The organism is Aeromonas sp. FDAARGOS 1407, assembly GCF_019048725.1.
Classification (GTDB): Bacteria; Pseudomonadota; Gammaproteobacteria; order Enterobacterales; family Aeromonadaceae; genus Aeromonas; species Aeromonas enteropelogenes.
In genome coordinates this window covers 3,933,873-3,958,512 of the sequence record NZ_CP077399.1, presented here as the reverse complement: position 1 = coordinate 3,958,512, position 24,640 = coordinate 3,933,873, and the positions used below count along the sequence as shown (strand labels likewise).

Genomic DNA, 24,640 nt, shown 5'->3' with positions numbered 1-24,640 from the left:
AAAAGTAGAGGTCATGCGGCCTGTGCCAAGCGCTGTTTCGGCGTGTAGCCGCCCAGCGCCATATTGGGCCGCTCATGGTTATAAACCCACAGCCAGTTCGTGGCAAATTCCTGTAACTCATTCAGTGACTCAAACAGGTAATGGCCCAACCAGTCGTAACGCACAGTGCGGTTAAATCGCTCTATGTAGGCATTCTGCTGCGGGTTGCCTGGCTGGATATACCTCAGCGCAATCCTCTTCTGCTGCGCCCATTGCTTGAGCTCTTCGCTGATGTATTCCGGACCATTATCACAGCGGATTGCGGCTGGTTTGCCCCGCCACTCGATAACCTGCTCCAGCACCCGTTTGACTCGCGAGGCAGGCAAGGAAAAATCCACCTCGATGCACAGTGCTTCGCGATTGAAGTCATCGATCACATTAAACAACCGCACCGAACGACCATCGCTGAGCTGGTCATGCATAAAGTCCATCGACCAACAGTGATTCGGTTGGTCAGGGACTGCCAACGGCTCCGGCTTGGCCCGCACTAGCCGCTTCTTGGGTTTTATCCGCAGATTGAGCTCTAGCGCCCGATAGATCCGGTAGACCCGCTTGTGGTTCCAGCCAAAGCCTTTGACGTTACGCAGGTACAGGAAGCACAGTCCGAAACCCCAGTTGCGCTGGTTGGCGGTGAGGCGCAGCAGCCAGTCGGCAATTTCCTGGTTTTCATCAGCCAGCACGGGCTGATAACGGTAGCAACCCTCGCTCACCTTGAACACCTGGCAAGCCAGACGGATAGAAATGGCGTAATGAGCCACAGCCTTGGTCGCCATCTCCCTGCGGGCAGATGGCGTCACCACTTTTTTGCCATCGCCTCGGAGATGATCTCAGCCTTTAGGCGCTCCTCGGCATACATCTTCTTAAGGCGACGATTTTCCTCTTCCAGCTCTTTGAGGCGCGCCATGAGAGAGGCATCCATGCCACCGAATTTGGAGCGCCACTTGTAGAAGGTGGCGGAGCTGATGCCATGCTCACGGCAGAGCTCAGGGACGGGTGAACCAGACTCGGCCTGCTTGAGGATGGCGATGATCTGTGCATCGCTAAAGCGTGATGTTTTCATGTAGAACCTCCTGCGTTCAAGATACGAGAAAATTCTACTTATGAGCACCTCAGTTTTTCGGGGGGATTACCACGCCCTGCTCGAAGCCGGTGCAGTCCAGCTGCTCCCGGGCCCAGAGATCGCTGATAAATTGTTGCCGATCCGACACGGCGCCATCGCGCACCAGCAGCTCGGCCATCTCGTCAAACAGGGCATCCTTGCTGGTTGCCCGCAATGCCAGGCAGATGAGTCCGTCATTAGTCATGGTGGGTAACATTTCACTCTCCTTGCTCTTCCCGAGCGTCATGAGGTGGGGTCAGTTGTCCCGAATATTGTTCTCCCCTTGCCGGCCTGCCGAAATCGGACAAATGTGCCGTTCACTGGATTTTTGTGCGCCATGCCCCGCCCTGTGACCCTGCTCGCACTTTTTTTGCACCGGTTAATGTTCATTTATTTTAATTAATTGCATTTAAAAACAGATGGTTGAAGGCAGATTCTATAGATGGGGAACCAACTGCTGAGCAATGATTCAATTGGGATAAAAACACGGGATGGAGAATTGTGTGATGGCCAAGGCGTGAGCGAAATGTGAGCGGATAGACAGAAATCGGCAGTAGCCATGAGTGAGCCAAGTGGGCTCATGTGGAAAGTGAAACAAAATTTTAGATTGGTTTTACCACAATCAATCGTTTATTTCGTTGGGCAGTTGCGCGATTCCGGATGTCAGAATAGGGGAGAGCAGGTTGGCCAAGTGCCGTCAGCCAGTGTGTAACTCTATGAATGAAGGAGACATTCTGATGGAAAAACTAGACCAAGAGATCGACACCATGCGTCAGGAGCTGGAGCTGCAGGGTCTGAAACAGGCCCACGACAAGTGGCAAGCCCGGGTTGATGAACTGGAGCGCATCCGCTCCTCTGAGCCTCACTCTGAAGAGGCCGAGTATTAGCCCGCTCTGATGGTCGCAGTCCGTTTTTCTGACATAGAGAAAGGATCGCCAGAATAACCCAACCCCCACCGCCCAGCGGGCCGTGGGGGTTAATTATTGTGGCCCGGCACCGTTTTGTGTCTGCCACTGCTGCAGGCGCCGTTTCAGTGAACCCTCGCCCGGGCTGATAAAATCATCCAGCAGGAAACAGCGGCGGTCGCCGACAGTTTTAAATTGAAAGAGGACGGCCCTTGGCTCTTGCCGGGTCTCCGAGAGCATAAAGCGATAATCCATGCTGACCGAGACGATGCCATCCTGCTGGCCAGCCAGGCGGAAAGTGATGGGCCCGGTGACCTCGCCATCTTGCGCACTGATCCAGGGATCGGCATCGATGGCGCACACTTCCCCTTCGCCATTACACTTGGCTTCCTCGCTCAGCACGGCAAAAAATGCCGGTGTCAGCAGCGCTTTCACCTTTGCCGGTTCTGCGTAATAGAAGTCCCTGTGTTCACTCCAAAAAGCCTTGGCCAGCTTGACCGCGGCTGCATTGTCACAGGCGGCGTAACCTGGGCCAATTAATAATGAATAAATTAAAGCTGATAGTCCAAAATATAAACGCATATGATATCCCATGCTATATTGCTTTCTTTTTAAAAAAGAGCATATGGTTTTTAATTTGAAGTGTTACTCTTCACGATGATGAGTGGTATTACGAAGTAAAATCTCTCTCAATTCCTTTCTTCTAGTTGAGCTACTCTGAGTTTCTGCCGCATGAGCTTGCATTTTGATATATTGTGTTTGTTCATTTAACTCATTGCCTTGTCTAGCCATTTCATTTTTAGTCATAATTAAGGCTTCAGTATTCAAATGTAGTTCCTTACGTTGTAATATGTACCCAATAATAAGCCATAAGAATGTAATTGGTGCAGTCATTCCTGCTAGAAAATCACCCCATTCATTAAGAGACATACTTACAGCACTTTCCCATTTCAACCAAATCAATATCACTATCATTAAGCACCAGAAAAAGGTAATTAGCAGACCTATTTTTTCCATCTGAAACTCCTGTTTATATATATTGGCCTAGTTTTATCTATGTTTTTATTGTTGATGAGTCAGTACGACTTTGAGCCTTTTGGCTGTATTTTGACACTATATGACAAGATTAAGCAAGGTAGTATGATATTGTGGTTTGATTTTTTGATTTCAGTTTTTTACATGAAAAATAATACAATTATATTTGTGTGTTTTTTTGAACTAAAAAATGTTTTTTGAAGAGGAAAATCGGGAGGTGTCATTAGAAAGGGGGAATTCTTCTTCCCCCCGTGAAAACTGGATCAACGGGATCCTTCGGGCATATCGCTTTCGTGCAGGAAGGTACCGATGCCTTGTGCCGGTGGCAGATCTTCGGGTTGGGCTCCCCACTCCTTGTTGGGGGTATCTCCCATCACAAATTCAAGCTCACCGCCATTCATGATGTCGTCATGGGTCAGATAGGTACGCGTGAAGTCGCTGCCATTGAGTCGTGCCGACTGGATAAAAATATTGTCGCGGCTGACATTTTGCGCCTTGACTGTGAATCTCTTGCCATTGCCTACATCAATGGACGCCGTTTCGAACATGGGCGTCCCTATTTCGTAGATGCCGGACGATGCATTGACCGGGAAGAAACCCAGCGCACGGAACACGAACCAGGCTGACAGCGTGCCGAAGTCATCGTTGCCACAAATACCGTCAGGGGTGTTTTTGTAACAGACGTTGGTTGTGTCGACGATGACGGCCTGGGTTTTCCAGGGCTGGCCAACGTAGTTGTAGAGATAGGGCACGTGGATATCCGGCTCGTTGCCCTGCACATGCTGACCCACATTGCCCGTATTGAAGATGGGGAACTGGTTGTCCGCGGCGTTGCGATCCGGGTAGGTGGTCCAGTATTCGTCCAGCCGCTTGGCAAACAAGTCGCCACGTTTCGCCGAAGGGTCCTGCTTCTGGTCGAAGCGGGTCATCAGGTCGATCAGGCCTGAAATATCGTGCTGGACGCTGAACGAATATTGCCAGCCGTTGGACTCGGTAAATGCCCAGTTGAACATCTCCGGACGCCAGTTTTTGCCGACTTCCCGTCCCGTTTTCGGGTCTACCCAGTTGGCGTCAATAAAGTTGCCAGCATAATCGCGGGCCTTGAACCAGCCTTTGTATTGGCCACCAAAGTCAAATTGCGCTTGCCAGTTATTGGAGCGATCCGCGAACTCTTGATAGCGAGGATCATCTTCACCAAATACGGTCTTGACGGATTGGGCGATGGCCCAGTCGTTCATGGAGTACTCCAGCGAATAGGATGCAGTCCAGGAGTCTTTGAAGGGAGAATGGGCCGCCCAGGGGTCAGAGGGGGGTTGATCGTGAAGCTGGGCCGGCACATAGCCCTGCTCCTCATACTCCTTGATCCACGCCACTCCCTGGCTGATCGAGGCGCACGCATCGGTCACCATGGCATTCACGAGGCGTTCCTTGATCTGCTGGCGCTCTGTATCATTAAAACCAAGGTCAATCATGCGTTTATCAAGGGAGCCCTTGGATAAAACGTCATGGATGACAGGGGTCGAATGCATGCCCATCATCATGCCGGTCTCATTGCCTTTGAGAGTCCATTCTGGCAAGCGCCCTTTACGCATGTTGCCCTCATCGTCGATCCACTCCTCTTCTGCATAGGAGAGCATGGAGAGGACGACATCCGCGAGACGATCCGGTTCCAGGATGGAGGAGAGAGGTTGCACAGCGCGATAGGTGTCCCAGAGGGAGAAGGTGTCATAGCGGGTAAAGTCGGCTTTACCGTCTCTGTTGGCATCGGCGGTACGAACTGACTCTTTCAGCGTCTCGGTCAGCTTTCCGTCTTGGGTGTTGCCATCGGGATTTGCGCTGCTTCCCTGATGCACCTGGCGGTAGCGACCATCCAAATCGGAGTAGATAGTCTGGCCGAGGTAGGCATGATAGAGCGCCGTGTAGAAGGTCTGTTTGTACTCTTCATCACCGCTAACCCGGATTTTTCCCAGCTCGTTTTCCCATTTCCGGGTGGTGGCTTGCCGGACATCATCAAATGTCATGCCTGCCACTTTGGTCATGTTGAGCGAGGCGCCTGATTTGCCCTCCTTGCCTATCTCGACGCTGGAGAGGGCCACCTTGGCCTCAACGGTCAAGCCCGTCGTCGAGGTATCAAATTCCACATAGGCGCGGACAGGCTGATAATTATCGATCGCCTCGTTGGCCATTTCCGTGGTGCTTTGCCTCGCGTCGATATAGCGATCCCGTTCTCTGTCGTAGTAGGCAAACCGGATGTTTTTGATTGGCTGATTAAACTCCATCACGAAGAACTCTTTCTGGCTGGGGGCCCAGCCATAAGAGAAGCGATAGCCTTCGATGCGGTTATTCTCCTTGTCCCACTTCATCTCTGTTCCTGATGTGCCGTCGATAAAACTGACACCCAGGTTAATCACTATTTCGGATCTCTCATCGCGAGGGAAGGTATAACGATGGACACCGACGCGATCGCCTGCAGTCAATTCAGCCTTGATGCCGTAATCGAGCAGATCCACCTTGTAGTAGCCCGCCGTCGCCTGTTGATCCTTGTGACGATAACGGGATGCTTCGAGATTGCCCCCCTTCTCTATCTTGTAATCGGATCGCGAGTTGATGGGCATCACCAGAATATCATTCAAGTCGGTGGCACCCGCCCCAGAGAGATGGGTATGAGAGAAACCGGCGATGCGTCTGTCGTGATAGTAATAGCCGGACGTATATTCCCAGCCAACAGCCCCATTATTCGGGGAGAGCTGGATCATGCCGTGAGGGGTGGTTGCGCCAGGATAGGTATTGCCGAGGTTACCCGTACCGATTAATGGATTGACGTAGCGGGTGACACCCGCGTCAGGAGGGCTGACAGGATCTTGCGTGTCCTCCTTGCATCCGGCAATGACCATCAGCCCGGCGAGGGTCGTACAAGCGAGCAGGAGAGGAGCCTGTTTCATAATAAACTCCGTTATATTGTGATTGGTGTGTGATGGAAAATAGAGGGGCTGAAAACTTTTTTCAGATGCAGGGTATAGGAGTCAGATAGTATTTGGTTGCGAGTAGGATCACACTCTATTTAAAACAAATAAAGGTGTAATCTATGTCTTTGATTATCGCCTCCAGTCATTATTATCATAACAACTACAAATATTGATTTTAATGCGACAAATGGATAGAGAGGATTTTTTCATGCAATTGCATCGTGCAGCTATATATTTCTTCCTTTTTTGCGGAATTTTTATATTGGTATTCATATTATTTCCCGACATAACGCATTGTTCTATCTTGATTTTTAATAGATGGGTTTATTAAATCATGAGTTTTTATGAGAGTTATATTGGATGGAGTTTTATTCTGATTGGAAATAATTAAATGTCGCATGCTGTCGATACGTTGAAGTCGAAAGCGTGAGCCGGATCTTATAAAGACGCGGCAGGAAAAGTATGGATTAACGGGAACTGTCTGTTATTAACTAACGTATTATTTTACGTCGTAGTCATGGATAGGATCATCATTAGATGTCGCTTGGCAGAAATGGCGATATCCCGGTTCAAGACGCTGACAGTTAATGGCCGCTGGTTGATCCAGAAAATAGTCCCGCCAGTATCTAAACATGGGTCAAAAGACGACCCTTCCTGTGTGGTTGATGGGGCGAGGGCGTATCAGTTAAGTCAGGTGAACAGTAACGCAGAGAACAACAGCAAGGGCCATCCATGATGGCCCTTGTGCGTGTATCGGCTCTTGAACTCGCCGGTTTGCGCCTTAGTAGCGGTTGCCTGCGCGGGCGACCCGGCCCTCGGCCAGCAGTTGATAACTGCCGGTGGCGGCCGGGATAAAGGCGGATTGTCCCTTCTCGAGACGCAGTGTGTCATCACCGCGCTTGAGGATGACGGGGCCGTCGATGGCAAACAGGATCTCGGCGCTGGCGGTGGTGAGCTGATGCTCACCCGCCGGATAGACGCTGAAGGTAAAGTCCGGTACCGGCACCTCGAAGTGCTGTACCGCACCCTCGCGGCGGGGGGCCAGCAGGATCTGGTCATCCGGCTTGGGCAGGCAGCGGGTGCAATCCAGGAGCTCGGCCACATCGATGTATTTGGGGGTGAGGCCGGCGCGCAGCACGTTGTCGGAGTTGGCCATGATCTCAAGGCCGGTACCGCGCACATAGGCGTGGGGGGTGCAGGCATCGAGGAACATCGCCTGACCGGGCTGGAGGGTCACCACGTTGAGCAGCAGCGGCGAGAAGAGCCCCACATCCCCCGGGTACTGGACGGCGAGGGAGGTGATCAGGGCAAAGGTCTCCTCGTCCTGATGCTCATTGGCGTAAGCCAGCAGATCGATCAGCGCAGCCTCTTTGCGTACCCCTTCCAGCATCAACAGCTGCTGGAAGAAGTGTTGCAACCCGGCTTCGCCCTGATTGGCTGCGTGAGCGGCGGCAAGGGCCCCGGTCAGATCGGCGATAGCCGCCAGTTTGACCCGCTCGAACAGCGCCAGGATGGCGGGAATGGAGCGAAAGCCGTTCATCGCCTGATACGGGGTGAGCGCGAACACCAGTTCCGGCTTGTGGTTGGGATCCTTGTAGTTGCGATTGGCTGCCTTGGGATCGATACCGGCGGCCTCTTCCTTGGCAAAACCGGCTTCGGCCTGCGCCTTGCTTGGGTGCACCTGGATGGAGAGAGCCTTCTCGGCGCACAGCACCTTGAACAGGAATGGCAGGCTGCCAAAGCGAGCGAGGGTTGCCTCACCCAGCACGGCGGCCGGGGCGCTATCGATCAGGGTGGAGAGCTTTTGTACCTGATCGCCGCAGGTGATCTCGGAGCAGCCGTTGGGGTGTGCCCCCATCCACAGCTCGGCCTGGGGTTTGCCCTCCGGATTGGGGATCCCGAACAGGGTGGTGAGGGAGTCATGACTGCCCCAGTCGTAGCCTTGAATCGGGTTTTGCATCAACAGAAAGGAGGGCAAGACGCTACTGCTCATAAGAATGCCTCATTTTAAGATGAAGAGGAGCGGGTGAAGAAAAGGGTGGCATTGATAGTCCGAGCCGGACTATAACATGGGCCATTGCGTGCGCCGCAACCGCTTGCCTCTCTCTTGATCAGGATCAGCATGTCACTCATTTTCAGCCAGTTGTTTGATGGTGCCCTTGGTGAACAGGTTCCTTTCGACCAAATCTGGTTCGCCAGTGAACAGGGTCTGCCCCCAAGCTTCAGCTATCAGGTCAACTTTCCCCGCCTCGAGCTGGTGTTCAGCGGTGAATACCTCAATCAGGTGTGGGACAGGGAGGCTGGCAGCAAGGAGATTGGTGTGCAGCCCGGGCAGGCGCTCTATATCCCTCCCAACGGCTGGAACAAGCCGCTCTGGACCACTGACTGCTCCGTATTGAGCCTGCTGTTTGGCAAGCGCCAGATAGGGTTCAGCTTGGTGAGCAAACGCCGGGAAGAGCCCGATTTCTTTGACGTGCAAAAACACAGCATCATGGCCCGGGCGGGTCATGTGACAGAGCATATTCTGGGAGCGCTCAATGTGCTGGCCGAGGATCCCGGTCGTGCGCCCACTGACGATCTGCTGCTGCAGGCGCTGCTCACCAGTACGCGTCAGTTGCTGGCGGAGTCCGCCGTTGACAGGCCGCGGGGGGCGGATCTGTTCCACGGCATCTGCATCTATATCCAGGAAAATTTTCACCGCCCCATTACCCGCGACTCCATCGCTCACCGCTTCAATGTCTCCGCCAGCCATCTCTCCCACCTGTTTCGTGAGCAGGGCCATATGCGCCTGGCCGATTACATCAGCTGGGTGCGCATCGACCGGGCCAAATTCATGCTGAAAAAGTACCGTTTCCGCTTGGAGGAGGTAGCCAGCCGTTGTGGTTACACCGATGTAAATTACTTCTGTCGGGTGTTCAAGCAGAAGACGGGATTGACGCCGTCCCAATACCGCGCTCTGAGCCAGCCCCAGACATTGGCCTGCGAGGCCGAAGGATAGCGACTGGCGCCAGAGCCGCGGCCGGGGCGGGATTGTGACCCGGATCGCCCGGGGGCTACCTCTTTGGTCTGACATGGGTGATCGCCATTTTATTATGAAAATGAATGGGCTAAGATGGCCGCGCGCAACGATCAGATTGATAACAAACGGAAGTTAGGAGATGCCGATGGAAAGCAAAGTAGTTATCCCGACCCAGGGCCAGAAAATCACAGTCGATGCCAACGGCAAGCTGCAGGTTCCCCACAATCCCATCATTCCGTTTATCGAAGGGGATGGTATCGGTGTGGACGTGACCCCGGCCATGTTGAATGTGGTAAATGCCGCGGTCGAGAAAGCCTACAAAGGCGAGCGCAAGATCGCCTGGATGGAGATCTATACCGGCGAGAAATCGACTCATGTCTATGGCGAAGGTGCCTGGCTGCCGGCCGAAACCCTGGATTTCATTCGTGAATACTGCGTGGCCATCAAGGGCCCCCTGACCACCCCGGTCGGTGGCGGTATTCGCTCTCTCAACGTGGCCCTGCGCCAGGAGCTGGATCTCTACGTCTGCCTGCGCCCGGTACGCTACTACGAAGGCACTCCGAGCCCGGTCAAGCGTCCTGATCTGACCGACATGGTGATCTTCCGCGAGAACGCCGAAGACATCTACGCCGGCATCGAGTGGAAGGCCGACAGCGACGAAGCCAAGAAGGTGATTTCCTTCCTGCAAAACGAGATGGGCGTGAAGAAGATTCGCTTCCCCGAGTCCTGCGGCATCGGCATCAAGCCCATGTCCAAGGCCGGTACCGAGCGTCTGGTCCGTGCCGCCATCGAGTACGCCATCGACAACGACCGTGACTCCGTGACCTTGGTGCACAAGGGCAACATCATGAAGTTCACCGAAGGTGCCTTCAAGGATTGGGGTTACGCCCTGGCCCAGAAAGAGTACGACGCCCAGCTTATCGACGGCGGCCCCTGGTGCTCCTTCAAGAACCCGAAAACCGGCAAGACCATCGTGGTCAAGGACGTCATCGCCGACGCCTTCCTGCAACAGATCCTGCTGCGCCCGGCCGAGTATGACGTCATCGCCTGTATGAACCTCAACGGTGACTACATCTCCGACGCGCTGGCGGCCCAGGTGGGCGGCATCGGCATCGCACCTGGTGCCAACATCGGCGACGGCGTGGCCCTGTTCGAAGCAACCCACGGTACCGCGCCGAAATACGCCGGTCAGGACAAGGTCAACCCGGGCTCCCTCATCCTCTCCGCCGAGATGATGCTGCGTCACATGGGCTGGACCGAAGCGGCCGACCTCATCATCAAGGGGATGGAAGCGGCGATCCGCAACAAGACCGTCACCTATGACTTCGAGCGCCTGATGGAAGGCGCTACCCTGCGCTCCTGCTCCCAGTTCGCCCAGGACATGGTCGACCAGATGTAAGCGCTGCCTCGGCAACGCAAAAGGCCAGCCCCAGGGGGCTGGCCTTTTTTTATGGGCGTTTGGTTCCAGAAGCGGCGTTCGGTCAGGTCGCCGGGGCGAAGCGGCCGAGCAGGGCGGCGCTGGCGTCGCTCACCCCCGTCAGCTGCACCTCGGTGCCGGCAGCCTCGAAGCGGCGGCGCACTTTGGTCAGGGCCTCGGCGGCGCTGAGATCCCAGAAATGGGCGTCACTTAAATCGATCACCACCCGCTCGAGGGATTCGCCGGTGTCAAAGCCGGCACAGAACTGCTCGGTGCTGGCGAAGAAGACCTGGCCGTGCACCCGGTAGGTGCGGGTGGCGCCGTGACGCTCGCTGTCGCTGTGTACCAGCAGGGTGCGCGCCACCTTGTGGGCGAAGAAGAGGCAGGCCAGCAGCACGCCGGTCAGTACCCCGAGGGCCAGGTTGTGGGTCACAACCACCACGGCCACCGTGCTCAGCATCACCAGATTGGTGGCCAGCGGCGTCTTGTGCATGCGCAGCACTGAGCCCCAGGAGAAGGTGCCGATGGATACCATGATCATCACCGCCACCAGGGCCGCCATGGGGATCTGGCGGATCCACTCATCCAGGAATACCACCATGACGATGAGCAGGGCCCCCGCCACCAGGGTGGAGAGGCGGCCGCGGCCACCGGATTTCACGTTGATGACCGACTGGCCGATCATGGCGCAGCCCGCCATGCCGCCCATCAGGCCGGCGGCGATGTTGGCCAGCCCCTGGCCCTTGCACTCACGGTGGCGATCGCTGCGGGTGCCGGTCATCTCGTCGACGATGGCGGCGGTCATCAGGGATTCGAGCAGCCCCACCACGGCCAGGGCGGCGGAGTAGGGGAAGATGATGGCCAGGGTCTCGAGATTGAGGGGTACGTCGGGCCACATGAAGACCGGCAGGGTGTCCGGCAGGGCGCCCATGTCGCCGACCGTGCGCACCTCGAGGCCGAGGCCGACGCTCACCGCGGTAAGCAGCACGATGCACAGCAGCGGCGAGGGGAGCAAAGTGCCGATGCGCGGCAGGCGCGGGAACAGGTAGATGATGCCAAGCCCGGCTGCGGTCATGGCGTAGACCTGCCAGCTGACGTTGGTCAGCTCCGGCAACTGGGCCATGAAGATGAGGATGGCCAGAGCGTTGACAAAGCCGGTCACCACCGAGCGCGAGACGAAGCGCATCAGGGCGCCGAGGCGCAGGTAGCCGGCCAGGATCTGCAGCAGGCCGGTGAGCAGGGTAGCGGCCATCAGGTATTGCAGCCCGTGCTCGCGCACCAGGGTCACCATCAGCAGGGCCATGGCGCCGGTGGCGGCGGAGATCATGGCCGGGCGGCCGCCGGTGAAGGCGATGATGACGGCGATGCAGAAGGAGGCGTAGAGCCCCACCTTGGGATCGACGCCGGCGATGATGGAGAAGGCGATGGCCTCCGGGATCAGGGCCAGGGCCACGACCGTGCCCGACAGCAGATCCCCCCTGACGTTGCCAAACCACTCTTGTCTGATGCGCTCACGCATGGATTGTTCTCGCTCGTTGCTGGCGCCCTGGGCGCTCATTGTTTTTGTGGGCGCGGTCGCCGCGCGGCGCGCGACTCTAACAAAGGGGAGTGGCAGGGGCAAGGCGGAAGTGGGGTGATGTGGCGGCGTATCGCTCATTTCAATCGTGCTTGGGTAGTTGAACCGTTGAGGCGACATGCCGCAGGAGAGGCGAAAGAGAGTTTTATGGCTGTATGCGTTGGCTATGCAAGGGCTAGAACCGTGGTTTCTGTCGTCTGGTGCGAACTGATGGCACAGGGATGACATCGACATCAGGTTGCCGCGATTGGCAACAAAACGGAGATAAAGAGGGGAGCTGGAAAGGGTAAACAAAAGAAAGCCTTGCAGCTCGGGTGCTGCAAGGCAAGGAATCGGATGATTAAGTGGTTCTTTCCAGATGGTGCTGGTAGATCTGCTGCCACTTGTCCAGCTCGGCCTCATCTCCTTGCTGCTGCCAGAACTCGCAGATGGAGCTGGCCAGCTCGGAAGCCATGGCATGGTCACCGTCACGACGGCTCATCAGGTATTGTCCCAACCAGCTTTGATATTGCTTCATTGCACGATCTCCTTATCAAATTGACGATTGAAACCCGTGTTGTGTGGCCAGTCGCTCGTCCCGCGCTGACGCTGCGTGGCTGCTCCTGCCACACCACAGCTGTTGCGTTTGCCTGTCTGGGGCATTGTTTTCATACGAAGAGAAACCCGGCGCAACAGGGCTATGCCTGAAAAAGGGTCACCACTTTATCACAAAATGAGCAGAAACGCAGGTTTTGGGTTCAATTGGGTTATAAGCAATGGTCCATGACTCTTCACGGGAAGATGAAAGGACAGGTAAGTGGGCTTGGTGCCTTATTGGGTCAGGCGGCGAGCCTGCCAGTAGCGGCTGTTCCAGTAGACATTGTCGAGACGGGAGCGGATCACCCCCTTGCTGGTGGAGGCGTGGATAAACTCCCCCGATCCCGTGTAGACCCCGACGTGGTACTGGCGCCAGCCGGTCTTGAAGAAGACCAGATCCCCGTGTTGCAGCCGATAACGTTCGACCGGTGTGCCGAGGGTGGCCTGGGATTCTGTGGTTCTGGGCAGGGAAAACCCCATTACCTGCTGGTAGGCCAGCTGGGTGAAGGCGGAGCAGTCGAGGCCGGCCCGGGTCGAGCCCCCCATGCGATAGGGTACGCCGCGCCACTGCTGGTAGAAGCCGTCGAAGGCACTGCTCTGGCGAGGGGCGGGTGGCGTGGGTTCGGGAGTACTGGAGCAGGCAGCCAGCAGCAGGGTCAGTATGGATAGCAGCAAGAAACGATACATCGGTGCTCTCTCTACAGATCAGGCTTGGACACCGGCGTCAGAAGATGACCGGCACGACAACTTTTCCATCATAAACAGGGATCTGGCCCAAGACCTAGTCTCAAATGGCAAAAATGCGTGGCTGCGTAAAAAAAACGCCAGCCGGAGGGCTGGCGTTTGAGCTTATTTGGCCGGGCTGATCAGCGGGGTGAGCAGCTCGGCCAGCTTGTAGAAGGTCTGCACCCGGGTGGTGCTGGGACGCCATACCAGGCCTATCTCACGATAGGATTTTTCGCCGGGCAGCGGGATGGCCACCAGATCCGAGTTGTCGAGAATGCCGGCATCTATGGCCATCTGGGGCAGGAAGGTGGTGCCCAGGCCCGCCTCTACCATCTGCACCAGGGTGTGCAGGCTGGTGGCCGCGAACGGGTTGATCTTGCTCTTGTCCCGCAGGCGACAGGCGCTGACCGCATGCTCGGTGAGGCAGTGCTCCCGCTCCAGCAGGAAGATGCTCTGGTTGGGCAGCTCCTTGTAGTCGAACGGGGTGTGCAGCCCGGCCGCCATGCTGGCAGGCATCACCATGTGAAAGGGATCCTGACCGACGGTCTTGCAGTGAAAGCCGCCGATCTCGATGGGCAGCGCTAGGATCAGCAGATCGAGCTGACCCTGCTCCAGCTGTTTGAGCAGATTGCTGGTGGTGTCTTCACGCAGCAACAATTCGAGGTCAGGATAGGTCTTGCTGCACACCTTCAGCAGCTTGCTGAGCAGGAAGGGGGCAATGGTGGGGATGCAGCCGAGGCGCACTGTCCCCTGCATGACTCCCCCCTGATGTTGACCGAGTTCCATCAGATCCCGCGCGTCGGAGAGCAAATTGCGAGCCCGCTCGACGATTTCCATGCCGACCGGGGTCATAATGAAGCTCTTGTGGTCCCGCTCCACCAGTTGCAGGTTCATCATGTCCTCCAGCGTCTGGATCCCGGTACTCAGGGTCGACTGGCTGACATGGCAAGCCTTGGCGGCGCGGTTGAAGTTTTTGTGCTCGTCGAGAGCAACCAGATATTGCAGCTGTTTGAGGCTGGGCCAACGTTGCATAGAAAAACCCGATTAATGCTATCTATTTAATTTGATTTGACTAATCTACCACCGGGCCTATAGTTTGTCGCTTGAATTAGATGGACCAGGCCCAAGGTGGCCCAATCCTGAGCGGATTGTTCACTTCACAAAAGAGGAATTGAATATGGTATTGGTAGGCCGTCCCGCACCCGATTTTACTGCCGCAGCCGTTCTGGGTAATGGCGAAATCGTTGACTCTTTCAACCTGTCATCCCACATCAAAGGCAAAGCCGCCGTTGTCTTCTTTTATCCCCTCGACTTCACTTTCGTCTGCCCGTCCGAGCTGATCGCCTTCGATCATCGCTATGAAGAGTTCCAGAAGCGTGGCGTGGAAGTGATCGGTGTTTCCATCGATTCCCAGTTCTCCCACAACGCCTGGCGCAACACCAAGGTGGAAGATGGCGGCATCGGCCAGGTCAAGTACCCGCTGATCGCCGACGTGAAGCACGAGATCTGCAAGGCGTATGACGTCGAGCATCCGGAAGCCGGTGTTGCCTTCCGTGGCTCCTTCCTGATCGACAAGAACGGCGTGGTTCGTCATCAGGTGGTGAACGATCTGCCGCTGGGTCGCAACATCGACGAAATGTTGCGCATGGTCGACGCCCTGCAATTCCACGAAGAGCACGGCGAAGTGTGCCCGGCTCAGTGGGAAAAGGGTAAGAAAGGCATGCAGGCCTCTCCGGATGGCGTAGCCAAATACCTGTCCGAGAACGCCGACGCCCTGTAATGGGTTGATGCGAAGTAAAAAACCGGTGCCAAGGCGCCGGTTTTTTTATGCCTGTTATTTGGATGGTGGATGCAGTAACAGCTTGTAGGGCAGGTATAAAAAAGCGCGCCATGGGCGCGCTTTTGGCATCGGGTAGCAACCGGATTATTCGTCGAAGATCCCGAAGTGATCCTTGGCGAAGTTGACCCGCTGCTCCACGTTCATCTTGACCTGGCCCAGCTTCTCAATGGTCTTGAGGTTGGGCACCAGGCCGCGGCCGTTGGCGATCTGGATGGCAAGGCCCGGACGGGCGTTGAGTTCCAGCAACATGGGGCCGCGGAACTTGTCCAGCACCATGTCGGTCCCGATATAGCCGAGCCCCGACATCTCGTAGCAGGAGGCGGCCAGGGTCAGCAGGGTATCCCAGTGGGGCACCCTGAGATCGTAGAGGTCGAGTCCCGTATCCGGATGGTGGCGGATGGGTGAGCCAAACTGTACCGCCCGCAGGGCGCGACCGGTTCGCAGGCACAAACCCACTCCCACGGCGCCTTGGTGCAGGTTCGCTTTGCCGTCGGAGGCAGAAGTGGAGAGGCGCATCATGGCCATCACCGGGAAGCCCTTGAAGATGATGACCCGGGAGTCGGGCACCCCTTCAAACGAGTAGCCGTCGAACACGTCATCGAAGTTGATGAGCCCTTCTACCAGCGCCACGTCCGGCTTGCCCCCCAGAGAGTAGAGCCCCGCCAGGATGTTGGAGACATGGCGCTCCAGATCCTGGCCATTGCAGGCACTGCCGTTGGGTTTGTAGAAGAGGCCATCTTCCTGACGCAGGATCACCAGGATCCCCTTGCCGCCGGAACCCCGGGCCGGCTTGATGCAGAAGCCCGGCCACTCTTTCACCAGCTCGGTGATCTGTCCCACCCCGTGCTGCTCGCGGATGGTGCCGATGAGATCCGGCACCGTCACGCCTGCATCCAGCGCGATGCGCTTGGTCTGCAGCTTGTCATCCACCAGTGGGTAGAGACGGCGCGGGTTGTAGCGGCTGATGTAGGAGTGGTTGCGCTTGTTCATGCCGAGGATGCCTGACTGAGACAGGCTCCACGGGGTGGTGTACTTTTCCCAGAACCACATCTGTTACTTGTCCTTACCCGGCGTGGCGCCAGACTTCATCTCGTCCACCAGCGGCTTGAAGCGCTTGAGCTCGCTCAGCTTGTAACCGGTGTAGTTACCCATCAGCAGCACGGTCGCCATCAGCACCAGTTGCAGACCGAGGAAGTTGAAGGTGAGGTGACGGATCAGTTCGTTATCCATGGCCAGGTAGGCGATGACGGCCACCAGCAGGGAACCGCCGCCCTGGCGGAACACCTCTTTCGGACCCTCTTCTTCCCACAGGATGGACATCCGCTCTATGGTCCAGGAGAGGATGATCATCGGGAAGAAGGTGATCTTCATGCCGTCGGTCAGCCCCAGCTTGAAGGCGAATGCAGAGAAGATGCCGATCATCGAGATCACCATGATAATGATCGCCGATATCCTAGCTACCAGCAGCAGGTTGAGCCTTGAGAGGTAAGACCGGATGATAAGGCCGGTGCCCACGATAAGCAGGAAACCAATGAGACCGGTCACCAGGGAGGTCTGGATGAAGGCGACCGCGATTAGCACCGGCATGAAGGTGCCCGAAGTCTTGATCCCTACCAGTACCCGCAGGAACACCACCATCAGCACGCCGATAGGAATGAGCAGCAGGCCTTTGAACAGGGCTTGCTCTTCCAGCGGCAGGCTGTGGATGGAGAAGTTCAACATCTCGGATTTTTCGAACTTCTGGGCCAGCGCGACGCTCACCGGTTGCTCCTGCTCGATCATCGAGAAGGTGACGCGGGAGTTGTGACCGCCGGTCACGTCCAGCAGGGCGCCCGAGTTGTACTCCCACAGCAGCAGGTTGGCCGGGCGGCCCTGTTCACCGGTCTGCGGGTTGAACAGCTTGTAGTCGGTCGGGCTGTTGAAGACTTGCAGGTAATCCACCAGCTCCTGGCGACGGCGACCGTCTTCCAGATTGAGGGCATGGACTACACGGGCCGGAATGTCGGCGTTGTTGAGCAGCTCGGCGATCAGGTTGGCACGAGACTTGTTCTTTTTCAGCAGCTCGGCGTTCTGTTCCTGCTTCTCGATCTCTTTGATGATCTCGCGAGTCAGGGTATAGCCGTCGGCGGAGCGCTCCTGGGCACGTTCCAGGATCTGCTTCATCGCGGTGGCATAGGGCTCGCTCTCGATCTGCTTCTCGATGGCGGGCGGCTGCGGGTTGGCAGCCGGCTTGGCGTGAGCATCCGCCATCATGTCGACGCGGTAGTAGAGCTCCTGACGGCCGGAAGCAGTGCGAATTGACCACTCGGCACGGGCATCGCCATCTTTTTCAACAAACGAAAGACCGTAGCCCGGGCTCGCGGCATTCTCGTTCATCAGGGTGAAACCGGGCTGGGTGCCAGGAATAGCCAGGGAAGCGATCACCGGCTCACCGGTGGCATCGAACTCCAGTTTGGCCTCAATGGACCAAATCTGGCGCTTTTCACCCGGCGTCAGTGGCACGTCCAGAGCGATGTGGTGATAGAGGGTCATCCCCAGGCCGACAATGTACAGCAGGGCAACCAGCAAATAGAACGGCTTGCGAGAAACCATGGATTATTTCACATCCTTGAGCTTGGGTTTGGGCTGGATATATTCGCGGGCCACGTCGACCACGGCGATATCCTTGAGGAACTCACGACCCAGCAGCACGGGGAAGGTCATGTCGCTGCGGTCTTTCAGGGTAAACTCGGCTTTCTCGGTCATATCGCCGATACGCACTGCCAGGCGAACCACGGGGCGACGGTCCAGATCGTCAGCGGAGGCCTGACGCACCCGCACGTGACGCACCAGCGGCGCCTCGATCTGGATCTTGTCGTCCATCTCCTGATGGCTCAGGAAGAAGCGCACCCAGTTCTTGCCGTTGCGCTCGAAAATGGTGATCTCCTGGGCGCTGATGGAGGAGGTGGTGGCGCCGGTATCGACCCGAGCCTGGAAGGCGTCGTTGGCGGCATCGACCCAGATCCACTCCGCTTCACCCACCAGCAGTTTGCCATCTATGGTGTGGCCCTGATCCGGGGCGGGGCATTTTGCCGCCGGAATTGGCAGGGGTTTGGGCGGTTCGGTCGGGAGGCTCGCGAGCTTGTGATCTACGTGCTTGACGGACTCTTTCATCTTGGTGACATCGGTGTTGAGCTGAACCAGCAGATGCTGTTGCTGGGCATACTGCTTCTGCTGCTGTTCCATGGCTGTTTGCAGGCGCTGTTCACTCTGGCTGAGCTCGCTACGCAGCTCGGCCAGGGTCAGAGCGGGGACCTGGGGAGGTTTTTCCATATTGACACACCCGCCGAGACTAAGCAGGGAGAGCAGGGTCATTCCTTTTAATTTGCTTTTCATGTCATTCATTTAACTGTGCTTCCTGGAATTTGGTCAGTGTAACGTCCACAGCAGCCATCGGCTAGTCTTTGGCCTTGCGCGCAATCAGTACGGCCCGCTTGGGAGCCGGGTGTCCTTCTACCGTGAGCGCCGGATTGTCCGGATCCAGATAATCACTCAGGGATTCATTAATCATCCAGTCGGTACGACGCTGTTCGTCGGTGCTGGTCATATTCTCGTCGACGATCCGCACATCGGTAAAACCGCAGCGTTCAACCCAGAGCTTGAGTGCTGCGCTGGACGGGATGAACCAGACATTGCGCATCTTGCCGTAGCGGTCGGTAGGCATCAGCACGTCATTGACGCCGCCGTCGATCACCAGGGTCTCCAGCACCAGCTCGCCATCGTCTTTGAGCTGGTTGCGCAGCTGCTCGATGTGCTCGATGGGGGATTTGCGGTGATAGAGCACCCCCATGGAGAAGACGGTATCGAAGGCGCGCAGCTCCGGCAGCTCCTGGATGCCAAGGGGCAGCAGGTGGGCTCGCTGGTCATTGCCTGCGAAGTGGCGAATGGCCTCGAACTGGCAGAGGAACAGCGGGCTCGGATCGATGCCGACCGCCAGCTTGGCCCCTTCACCCACCATGCGCCAGAGGTGATAGCCGCTGCCGCAGCCGACATCCAGCACGTAACGTCCCGCCAGCGGGCTGATGTGGGGCAGCACTCGATCCCACTTCCAGTCGGAACGCCATTCGGTGTCGATGTGGATGCCGTGCACGGTGAAGGGCCCTTTGCGCCAAGGCATGAAGTGGCGCAGCAGGCTCTCCACCTTCTTGCGCTCGCCTTCCCCCAGGCTCTCGGCCGAGCCGATTTCGACCCGGCTGGTCAGCTCGACGTGGCCGGGAGCCACCAGCGGCAGCTTGTTGAGGGCACGGTTCCAGCGCGGCAGATCCCCGTGCTGGTTGTCATGTTGCCAGGCGTGTAGCTGGGCGGGCAGGGTATGCAGCCAGTGGCTCAGCCGGTTCTTGGCGATCAGCTGATAGAAGTTGGCAAAGTCGATCATGGTTGGGCAGGCTCGCTCGATTTGATGGCGATCATGGAGCCGAAGTTGAAGCACTGGAACCAGAGATCCTGATGGACGAAGCCGGCCTCCCGCAGGCGGGCCTGATGTACCGGCAGGCTGTCGGTGCGCATCACGTTCTCAAGGGCGGTGCGCTTCTGGCTGATCTCGAGCTCGCTGTAGCCGTTGGCCCGCTTGAAGTCGAGGTGCAGGTCGATGAGCAGCTCGTTGACCGGTTCGTCCTCGAAACGAAACTTCTCGCTGAGGATCAGGATGCCGCCCGGGCGCAGGCCGTCGTGAATGCGCTGGATGAGGGCGGCCCGCTTTTCGGGATCCACGAACTGCAGGGTGAAGTTGAGCACCACCACGGAGGCGTTCTCGATCTCGATGTCGCAGATGTCCGCCTCCACCAGCTCCACCGGCACCTCGGATTTGAAGCCCGATAGGTGGGCGCGGGCCCGCTCGATCATGGGATGCGAGAGATCGACCGCCGTGATGCGACAACCCGGTTGATTGACATGGCGGCGCATCGCCTGGGTGGCGGCCCCGAGGGAGCAGCCGAGATCGTAGAGTCGGCTCTCGGGCTGGGCGTAGCGGGCGGCCATCATGCCGATGGCGGAGATGATGTTGCTGTAACCCGGCACCGATCGCTGGATCATGTCGGGAAAGACGTCGACGACCTGCTCGTCAAAACAGAAATCCCCCAGTCGGGCGATGGGGGCGGCAAAAATTTGATCTTTGGTATGCATGCTGGCGCAACCTGACCGTCGTTGAATAAACCGACGGCATTGTTCAATTGAGTCGTTGAGTGATAGCCATCAGAGTTGATATATCACCTGCTTTACGAACGGGTGACGGGTCATGAGCTCCCTGGACCGGCCCTGTTCGTACGGGTCATGTTCCGGACCCTTGAACCGGAGCCCTATCGTCGGTTGCAACGGATTGCAATGCGAAACATTCGGGCCCCTCGCTTGGGGCGCTAGTGTAGAGGATTGCAGGCCATTTGTCTTGGCGCCAGGCCCCGCCAGACCAGAAAAATACGGCTTTTTTTACGCGTCAGCCGATGGCGCTCAAAAGGGCAGCACTCCCTGGCGCGCGCGATCGTTTTCCCCCGGCCAGGAGGCCATCTCCTGACCAAGCAGATGGCTGATCTGGCGAGCCAGTTCAGGGGCTCTGGCATTGTCGGCTGTGTGGATGAACAGGTAGAGATCCTTGCCCTCGGCGAGCCACTGCTGCCAGTGGGGGAGCCAGCCCGGCAAGAAGGGGTGATTGGCCGCCGGATCTGGCAGGCCGATAAGGCGCACCACGGGGGCCTGGGCGGTGGCCAGCAGATGCACTGGCAGCCTGGGCTTCTTGCCCTGGGCATCGATCATGGCAGCTGTGGTGGCCGGTACCGAGAAGAGCGGTCGGCTGTCCAGCATGATGCGGTTGATGCCCTTCTCCATCAACATCCTGTTCAGGGCGCGTTCGGCCTCACCCTTGGCGAAGAAATCGGGATGGCGTACCTCAAGGGCATAACGAAATTCGCCCGGCAACCGGTTGAAAAAGGCCTGCAGGCGGGGCAGCCCCTCGGGGCCGAAGCGGGCGGGCAGCTGCAGGGTGAGCAGCCCCAGCTTGTCGTGCAGCGGGGCGAGCAGCGCGATAAAGTCCGCGACCTGCTTGTCCACGCTCACCAGATCGCTCTGGTGGCTGATGGTTTGCGGAAACTTGAAGTTGAAGCGAAAACGGGCTGGCACCGCATCGGCCCAGCGCTGCACCGTCTCGGGTGTCGGTAGGGCGTAGAAGGTGGTGTTTCCTTCCACCGAGTCGAACACGCTGGCGTAGTGGGCGAGGTGCTCGGCGGGTTTGGCGCCCAGGCCAAGCAGTTGCCCCGGCCAGGCGGGGTGGGACCATTGCGGCAGGCCCAGATAGAGGCTCATGCTGGTTGTTTGCTCCGCTCATGGAGAAGGTGCGACGTTTTTTTGGCCGAGTTTAGGCATCGGAGGCAAAAAAACTGGGCAAAGGGGGTTGCTGGCCATTTTACCCAAATGGGGGTTTTCCTCTATAATGCCAGCCCTTTTGTTTTTCAATTTCTTGTGACCCATGCCTATCTACGAATATCGTTGCGACGTCTGTGGCCATGAATTGGCAAAACTGCAAAAGCTTTCCGATGCCCCCCTGACCGACTGCCCGGCCTGTAGCAAGCCGAATCTGGTCAAGCTGATATCGGCGGCAGGCTTCCGGCTCAAGGGAACCGGATGGTACGAGACTGATTTCAAACCGGGTAAGAAAAAGAATCTGGCCAGCTGTGAGACAGACGGTGCTTGCCAGTCGTGCCCGGCGGCCCAAGGTTAACCGTCTCTCTACAATTTCGAAGGAAGAAGTCCATGCGCTCTATCTATTGCGGACAGGTCAATGAGGCCCATGAAGGGCAGACCATTACATTGTGCGGTTGGGTCCACCGTCGTCGTGATCTCGGCGGTCTGATCTTTATCGACATGCGCGATCGCGAAGGGATCGTGCAGGTGTTCTTCGATCCGGACAAGCCGGAAGCGTTCGCTCTGGCCTCCGAGCTGCGTGGCGAGTTCTGCATCCAGGTGACAGGCGTGGTGCGCACCCGTCCGGAGTCCCAGCGCAACAGCGACATGGCCACCGGTGCCATCGAGGTGTTCGCCCACGAGCTCACCATCATCAACCGCGCCGAGCCGCTGCCCCTTGACTTCAACCAGGTCAACAGCGAAGAGATCAGCCTCAAGTACCGCTACCTGGACTTGCGTCGCCCCGAGATGGCCAAGTACCTGAAGACCCGCGCCAAGGCCAGTGCCTTCGTGCGCCGCTTCATGGACGAGCACGGCTTCCTCGACATCGAGACCCCGATGCTGACCAAGGCCACCCCGGAAGGGGCCCGTGACTACCTGGTGCCGAGCCGTGTGCACAAGGGCAAGTTCTACGCCCTGCCGCAGTCCCCGCAGCTGTTCAAGCAGTTGCTGATGATGTCCGGCTTCGACCGCTACTACCAGATCGTCAAGTGCTTCCGCGACGAAGACCTGCGTGCCGACCGTCAGCCGGAATTCACCCAGATCGACGTGGAGACCTCCTTCATGACCGCACCGCAAGTGCGTGAGGTGATGGAAGAGATGATCCGCAAACTGTGGCTGCATATCCTGAACGTGGATCTGGGCGACTTCCCCATCATGACCTTCGACGAGGCGATGCGCCGCTTTGGCTCCGACAAGCCGGATCTGCGTCTGCCGATGGAACTGGTGGATGTGGCAGATCTGCTGACCGCCGTCGAGTTCGCCGTGTTTGCCGGCCCTGCCAACGATCCGAAAGGCCGTGTGGCTGCCCTGAAAGTACCGGGCGGCGCCGAGCTCTCCCGCAAGCAGATCGACGAGTACACCAAGTTCGTCGGCATCTACGGTGCCAAGGGCCTGGCCTGGATGAAGGTCAACGAGGCCGGGAGCGGCATCGAAGGCGTACAGTCCCCGGTGGCCAAGTTCCTCTCTGACGAGATCGTGCGCGAGATCTTGGCCCGTACCGGCGCGGCCGATGGCGACATCATCTTCTTTGGCGCCGACTCCAAGAAAGTTGTGTGCGACGCCATGGGGGCCCTGCGCCTGAAAGTGGGCCGCGATCTGGGTCTGCTGGAGAACAGCTGGAAGCCCCTGTGGGTCATCGACTTCCCGATGTTCGAGGAAGATGGCGAAGGCGGTCTGGCTGCCATGCACCACCCCTTCACCGCGCCGAGCAACCTGAGCCCGGAACAGCTGAAAGCCAATCCGCTGGGTGCTTACGCCAACGCCTACGACATGGTGATCAACGGCTACGAAGTAGGTGGCGGCTCCGTGCGTATCCATAACAGCGAAATGCAGGCCACCGTGTTCGACATCCTGGGTATTACCCCGGACGAACAGCGCCTGAAGTTCGGCTTCCTGCTGGATGCCCTGAAATACGGTACCCCGCCCCACGCCGGTCTGGCCTTTGGCCTGGACCGCCTCAGCATGCTGCTGACCGGTACCGACAACATTCGGGACGTGATTGCCTTCCCGAAAACCACCGCGGCCGCCTGTCTGATGACAGACGCCCCCAGCTTCGCCAACCCGGCCCAACTGGGTGAATTGGCGATTGCGACCACCGTCAAGGGTGATGAATAAGCCGTAATCCGGCACCAAAGGCCGCAGCAATGCGGCCTTTCACGTTTCCCCTTGTGTTACTGAAAGTTAAAAATATAACGGAGAGTCCCTATGGCAGGTCACAGTAAATGGGCCAACATCAAACACCGCAAGGCCGCTCAGGATGCCAAGCGTGGCAAGATCTTCACCAAGCTGATCCGCGAAATCACCACCTCCGCGCGTCTCGGTGATGCGGATCCGGCCAACAACCCGCGTCTGCGTGCGGCGGTGACGGCAGCCCTGACCAACAACATGACTCGCGATACCATCAACCGCGCCATCCAGCGTGGCGCTGGCGGTGGTGACGGCGAGCAGCTCGAGACTATCGTGTACGAAGGCTACGGCCCGGCCGGTACCGCCGTCATGGTGGAGTGCCTGACCGACAACCGTAACCGTACCGTCTCCGAAGTGCGTCACGCCTTCAGCAAGAGCGGTGGCAACCTGGGTACCGACGGTTCCGTCTCCTACCTCTTCACCAAGAAGGGCCTGCTGACCTTCGTGGGCGTCGATGAAGATGCCCTGATGGATGCTGCCCTGGAAGCGGGTGCTGACGACGTGGTGACCGAAGAGGATGGTTCCATCGAGGTGTACACCACCCCGAACGATTTCGGTACCGTGCTCGACGGTCTGGAAGCCGCCGGCTTCAAGGCCCAGAGCGCCGAAGTGACCATGATCCCTTCCACTGAAGCCGAACTGGATGCCGAGACCGCGCCCAAGCTGATGCGCCTCATCGACATGCTGGAAGATCTGGACGACGTGCAGGAGGTGTACCACAACGGTTCCATTTCCGACGAAGTGGCCGCGACCCTCTGATCGCCCGCTCATGCTCTCCCGATGGCAGCCAGATGGCTGCCATTTTTTTATCCCGTCGGTAAAACCT

23 protein-coding genes are annotated in these 24,640 nt (G+C 57.6%); 7 read left to right on the top strand and 16 right to left on the bottom strand.

Annotated features, from left to right (window positions below; translation table 11 throughout):
• Nucleotides 1-11 precede the first annotated feature (11 nt).
• Together I6L37_RS18550 and I6L37_RS18545 are read right to left on the bottom strand one after the other, a co-directional pair.
• Nucleotides 12-1,099 (bottom strand): IS3-like element ISAs22 family transposase gene (locus I6L37_RS18550; protein ID WP_088821966.1). Its coding sequence is split into 2 segments (ribosomal slippage): nucleotides 12-847 and nucleotides 847-1,099, totalling 1,089 coding nucleotides; the frame shifts between segments, so codons are not numbered across the junction.
• 49 nt (nucleotides 1,100-1,148) lie between these two features.
• Nucleotides 1,149-1,355 (bottom strand): PTS sugar transporter subunit IIA, encoded by a 207-nt coding sequence (locus I6L37_RS18545; protein ID WP_216992632.1) that lies wholly within the window; start codon nucleotides 1,353-1,355, stop codon nucleotides 1,149-1,151.
• Nucleotides 1,356-1,875: 520 nt separating this feature from the next.
• Between I6L37_RS18545 and I6L37_RS18540 the strand changes: the two genes are divergently transcribed.
• Complete coding sequence (locus I6L37_RS18540; RefSeq protein WP_167335316.1) at nucleotides 1,876-2,025, top strand: hypothetical protein; 150 nt, start codon at nucleotides 1,876-1,878, stop codon at nucleotides 2,023-2,025.
• A gap of 93 nt (nucleotides 2,026-2,118) precedes the next feature.
• Here I6L37_RS18540 and I6L37_RS18535 read toward each other — a convergent pair whose 3' ends face one another.
• From I6L37_RS18535 to manA, 4 genes are all read right to left on the bottom strand, one after another.
• The gene (locus I6L37_RS18535; RefSeq protein ID WP_254203511.1) at nucleotides 2,119-2,637 is read right to left on the bottom strand and encodes a hypothetical protein; all 519 of its coding nucleotides are present in this window, start codon (nucleotides 2,635-2,637) and stop codon (nucleotides 2,119-2,121) included.
• Between the two features lie 51 nt (nucleotides 2,638-2,688).
• The gene (locus I6L37_RS18530; protein ID WP_052445706.1) at nucleotides 2,689-3,060 is read right to left on the bottom strand and encodes a hypothetical protein; all 372 of its coding nucleotides are present in this window, start codon (nucleotides 3,058-3,060) and stop codon (nucleotides 2,689-2,691) included.
• Nucleotides 3,061-3,341: 281 nt separating this feature from the next.
• A complete protein-coding gene (locus tag I6L37_RS18525) occupies nucleotides 3,342-6,020 on the bottom strand; it encodes a GH92 family glycosyl hydrolase (RefSeq protein WP_216992631.1) in 2,679 nt (892 codons plus the stop codon).
• 805 nt (nucleotides 6,021-6,825) lie between these two features.
• Nucleotides 6,826-8,037: a mannose-6-phosphate isomerase, class I gene (gene manA, locus I6L37_RS18520; RefSeq protein WP_216992630.1), complete on the bottom strand. Its 1,212-nt coding sequence runs from the start codon at nucleotides 8,035-8,037 to the stop codon at nucleotides 6,826-6,828.
• 129 nt (nucleotides 8,038-8,166) lie between these two features.
• Here manA and I6L37_RS18515 point away from each other — a divergent pair, with 129 nt between their 5' ends.
• Nucleotides 8,167-9,042 (top strand): AraC family transcriptional regulator, encoded by an 876-nt coding sequence (locus I6L37_RS18515; RefSeq protein WP_042069926.1) that lies wholly within the window; start codon nucleotides 8,167-8,169, stop codon nucleotides 9,040-9,042.
• Nucleotides 9,043-9,208: 166 nt separating this feature from the next.
• On the top strand, nucleotides 9,209-10,462 hold the full coding sequence (icd, locus tag I6L37_RS18510) for an NADP-dependent isocitrate dehydrogenase (protein ID WP_042069925.1): 1,254 nt from the start codon (nucleotides 9,209-9,211) through the stop codon (nucleotides 10,460-10,462).
• An 82-nt stretch (nucleotides 10,463-10,544) separates the two neighbouring features.
• Here the strand turns inward: icd and I6L37_RS18505 are convergent, their stop codons facing one another.
• The 4 genes from I6L37_RS18505 to I6L37_RS18490 form a co-directional block, all read right to left on the bottom strand.
• Nucleotides 10,545-11,999, bottom strand: a complete 1,455-nt coding sequence (locus I6L37_RS18505; protein WP_042069923.1) for a SulP family inorganic anion transporter — start codon at nucleotides 11,997-11,999, stop codon at nucleotides 10,545-10,547.
• 397 nt (nucleotides 12,000-12,396) lie between these two features.
• Nucleotides 12,397-12,573 (bottom strand): hypothetical protein, encoded by a 177-nt coding sequence (locus I6L37_RS18500; protein WP_124240153.1) that lies wholly within the window; start codon nucleotides 12,571-12,573, stop codon nucleotides 12,397-12,399.
• Between the two features lie 293 nt (nucleotides 12,574-12,866).
• On the bottom strand, nucleotides 12,867-13,319 hold the full coding sequence (locus I6L37_RS18495) for a C40 family peptidase (RefSeq protein ID WP_042028559.1): 453 nt from the start codon (nucleotides 13,317-13,319) through the stop codon (nucleotides 12,867-12,869).
• A 162-nt stretch (nucleotides 13,320-13,481) separates the two neighbouring features.
• Complete coding sequence (locus I6L37_RS18490) at nucleotides 13,482-14,390, bottom strand: hydrogen peroxide-inducible genes activator (RefSeq protein ID WP_042028560.1); 909 nt, start codon at nucleotides 14,388-14,390, stop codon at nucleotides 13,482-13,484.
• Nucleotides 14,391-14,535: 145 nt separating this feature from the next.
• On the opposite strand from I6L37_RS18490, the gene I6L37_RS18485 reads away from it, so the two are divergent.
• Nucleotides 14,536-15,138 (top strand): peroxiredoxin C, encoded by a 603-nt coding sequence (locus tag I6L37_RS18485; RefSeq protein WP_026457190.1) that lies wholly within the window; start codon nucleotides 14,536-14,538, stop codon nucleotides 15,136-15,138.
• Between the two features lie 144 nt (nucleotides 15,139-15,282).
• Here I6L37_RS18485 and I6L37_RS18480 read toward each other — a convergent pair whose 3' ends face one another.
• The 6 genes from I6L37_RS18480 to I6L37_RS18455 all read right to left on the bottom strand — a co-directional run bounded on the left by I6L37_RS18480 (nucleotide 15,283) and on the right by I6L37_RS18455 (nucleotide 21,528).
• A complete protein-coding gene (locus tag I6L37_RS18480) occupies nucleotides 15,283-16,248 on the bottom strand; it encodes an alpha-L-glutamate ligase-like protein (protein WP_124240150.1) in 966 nt (321 codons plus the stop codon).
• A gap of 3 nt (nucleotides 16,249-16,251) precedes the next feature.
• Entirely contained in the window at nucleotides 16,252-17,790 is a 1,539-nt protein-coding gene (locus tag I6L37_RS18475) for an inactive transglutaminase family protein (protein WP_026457188.1), read from the bottom strand.
• A 3-nt stretch (nucleotides 17,791-17,793) separates the two neighbouring features.
• Nucleotides 17,794-18,552 carry an ATP-dependent zinc protease gene (locus I6L37_RS18470; RefSeq protein ID WP_026457187.1) on the bottom strand — a complete coding sequence of 253 codons (759 nt, stop codon included), beginning with the start codon at nucleotides 18,550-18,552 and terminating at the stop codon, nucleotides 17,794-17,796.
• Nucleotides 18,553-18,634: 82 nt separating this feature from the next.
• Nucleotides 18,635-19,612 carry a tRNA 5-methoxyuridine(34)/uridine 5-oxyacetic acid(34) synthase CmoB gene (gene cmoB / locus I6L37_RS18465; protein WP_216992629.1) on the bottom strand — a complete coding sequence of 326 codons (978 nt, stop codon included), beginning with the start codon at nucleotides 19,610-19,612 and terminating at the stop codon, nucleotides 18,635-18,637.
• The gene (cmoA, locus tag I6L37_RS18460) at nucleotides 19,609-20,358 is read right to left on the bottom strand and encodes a carboxy-S-adenosyl-L-methionine synthase CmoA (protein WP_216992628.1); all 750 of its coding nucleotides are present in this window, start codon (nucleotides 20,356-20,358) and stop codon (nucleotides 19,609-19,611) included. Before cmoA ends, cmoB begins: the two co-directional genes overlap by 4 nt.
• Before the next feature lie 321 nt (nucleotides 20,359-20,679).
• Nucleotides 20,680-21,528, bottom strand: a complete 849-nt coding sequence (locus I6L37_RS18455; RefSeq protein WP_201941079.1) for a DUF72 domain-containing protein — start codon at nucleotides 21,526-21,528, stop codon at nucleotides 20,680-20,682.
• Between the two features lie 163 nt (nucleotides 21,529-21,691).
• Here I6L37_RS18455 and I6L37_RS18450 point away from each other — a divergent pair, with 163 nt between their 5' ends.
• The 3 genes from I6L37_RS18450 to I6L37_RS18440 all read left to right on the top strand — a co-directional run bounded on the left by I6L37_RS18450 (nucleotide 21,692) and on the right by I6L37_RS18440 (nucleotide 24,573).
• Nucleotides 21,692-21,943, top strand: a complete 252-nt coding sequence (locus tag I6L37_RS18450; RefSeq protein WP_005337686.1) for an FmdB family zinc ribbon protein — start codon at nucleotides 21,692-21,694, stop codon at nucleotides 21,941-21,943.
• A gap of 32 nt (nucleotides 21,944-21,975) precedes the next feature.
• The gene (gene aspS, locus I6L37_RS18445) at nucleotides 21,976-23,742 is read left to right on the top strand and encodes an aspartate--tRNA ligase (protein WP_201941080.1); all 1,767 of its coding nucleotides are present in this window, start codon (nucleotides 21,976-21,978) and stop codon (nucleotides 23,740-23,742) included.
• Between the two features lie 90 nt (nucleotides 23,743-23,832).
• A complete protein-coding gene (locus tag I6L37_RS18440; protein WP_042069917.1) occupies nucleotides 23,833-24,573 on the top strand; it encodes a YebC/PmpR family DNA-binding transcriptional regulator in 741 nt (246 codons plus the stop codon).
• The last annotated feature ends 67 nt before the right edge of the window (nucleotides 24,574-24,640 follow it).

What these genes read in the sequence shown, in the direction of transcription:
- I6L37_RS18545 (WP_216992632.1), bottom strand. Translation starts at nt 1,355, where the DNA reads ATGTTACCCACCATGACTAATGACGGACTCATCTGCCTGGCATTGCGG.
- I6L37_RS18540 (WP_167335316.1), top strand. Translation starts at nt 1,876, where the DNA reads ATGGAAAAACTAGACCAAGAGATCGACACCATGCGTCAGGAGCTGGAG.
- I6L37_RS18535 (WP_254203511.1), bottom strand. Translation starts at nt 2,637, where the DNA reads ATGGGATATCATATGCGTTTATATTTTGGACTATCAGCTTTAATTTAT.
- I6L37_RS18530 (WP_052445706.1), bottom strand. Translation starts at nt 3,060, where the DNA reads ATGGAAAAAATAGGTCTGCTAATTACCTTTTTCTGGTGCTTAATGATA.
- I6L37_RS18525 (WP_216992631.1), bottom strand. Translation starts at nt 6,020, where the DNA reads ATGAAACAGGCTCCTCTCCTGCTCGCTTGTACGACCCTCGCCGGGCTG.
- manA (WP_216992630.1), bottom strand. Translation starts at nt 8,037, where the DNA reads ATGAGCAGTAGCGTCTTGCCCTCCTTTCTGTTGATGCAAAACCCGATT.
- I6L37_RS18515 (WP_042069926.1), top strand. Translation starts at nt 8,167, where the DNA reads ATGTCACTCATTTTCAGCCAGTTGTTTGATGGTGCCCTTGGTGAACAG.
- icd (WP_042069925.1), top strand. Translation starts at nt 9,209, where the DNA reads ATGGAAAGCAAAGTAGTTATCCCGACCCAGGGCCAGAAAATCACAGTC.
- I6L37_RS18505 (WP_042069923.1), bottom strand. Translation starts at nt 11,999, where the DNA reads ATGCGTGAGCGCATCAGACAAGAGTGGTTTGGCAACGTCAGGGGGGAT.
- I6L37_RS18500 (WP_124240153.1), bottom strand. Translation starts at nt 12,573, where the DNA reads ATGAAGCAATATCAAAGCTGGTTGGGACAATACCTGATGAGCCGTCGT.
- I6L37_RS18495 (WP_042028559.1), bottom strand. Translation starts at nt 13,319, where the DNA reads ATGTATCGTTTCTTGCTGCTATCCATACTGACCCTGCTGCTGGCTGCC.
- I6L37_RS18490 (WP_042028560.1), bottom strand. Translation starts at nt 14,390, where the DNA reads ATGCAACGTTGGCCCAGCCTCAAACAGCTGCAATATCTGGTTGCTCTC.
- I6L37_RS18485 (WP_026457190.1), top strand. Translation starts at nt 14,536, where the DNA reads ATGGTATTGGTAGGCCGTCCCGCACCCGATTTTACTGCCGCAGCCGTT.
- I6L37_RS18480 (WP_124240150.1), bottom strand. Translation starts at nt 16,248, where the DNA reads ATGTGGTTCTGGGAAAAGTACACCACCCCGTGGAGCCTGTCTCAGTCA.
- I6L37_RS18475 (WP_026457188.1), bottom strand. Translation starts at nt 17,790, where the DNA reads ATGGTTTCTCGCAAGCCGTTCTATTTGCTGGTTGCCCTGCTGTACATT.
- I6L37_RS18470 (WP_026457187.1), bottom strand. Translation starts at nt 18,552, where the DNA reads ATGACCCTGCTCTCCCTGCTTAGTCTCGGCGGGTGTGTCAATATGGAA.
- cmoB (WP_216992629.1), bottom strand. Translation starts at nt 19,612, where the DNA reads ATGATCGACTTTGCCAACTTCTATCAGCTGATCGCCAAGAACCGGCTG.
- cmoA (WP_216992628.1), bottom strand. Translation starts at nt 20,358, where the DNA reads ATGCATACCAAAGATCAAATTTTTGCCGCCCCCATCGCCCGACTGGGG.
- I6L37_RS18455 (WP_201941079.1), bottom strand. Translation starts at nt 21,528, where the DNA reads ATGAGCCTCTATCTGGGCCTGCCGCAATGGTCCCACCCCGCCTGGCCG.
- I6L37_RS18450 (WP_005337686.1), top strand. Translation starts at nt 21,692, where the DNA reads ATGCCTATCTACGAATATCGTTGCGACGTCTGTGGCCATGAATTGGCA.
- aspS (WP_201941080.1), top strand. Translation starts at nt 21,976, where the DNA reads ATGCGCTCTATCTATTGCGGACAGGTCAATGAGGCCCATGAAGGGCAG.
- I6L37_RS18440 (WP_042069917.1), top strand. Translation starts at nt 23,833, where the DNA reads ATGGCAGGTCACAGTAAATGGGCCAACATCAAACACCGCAAGGCCGCT.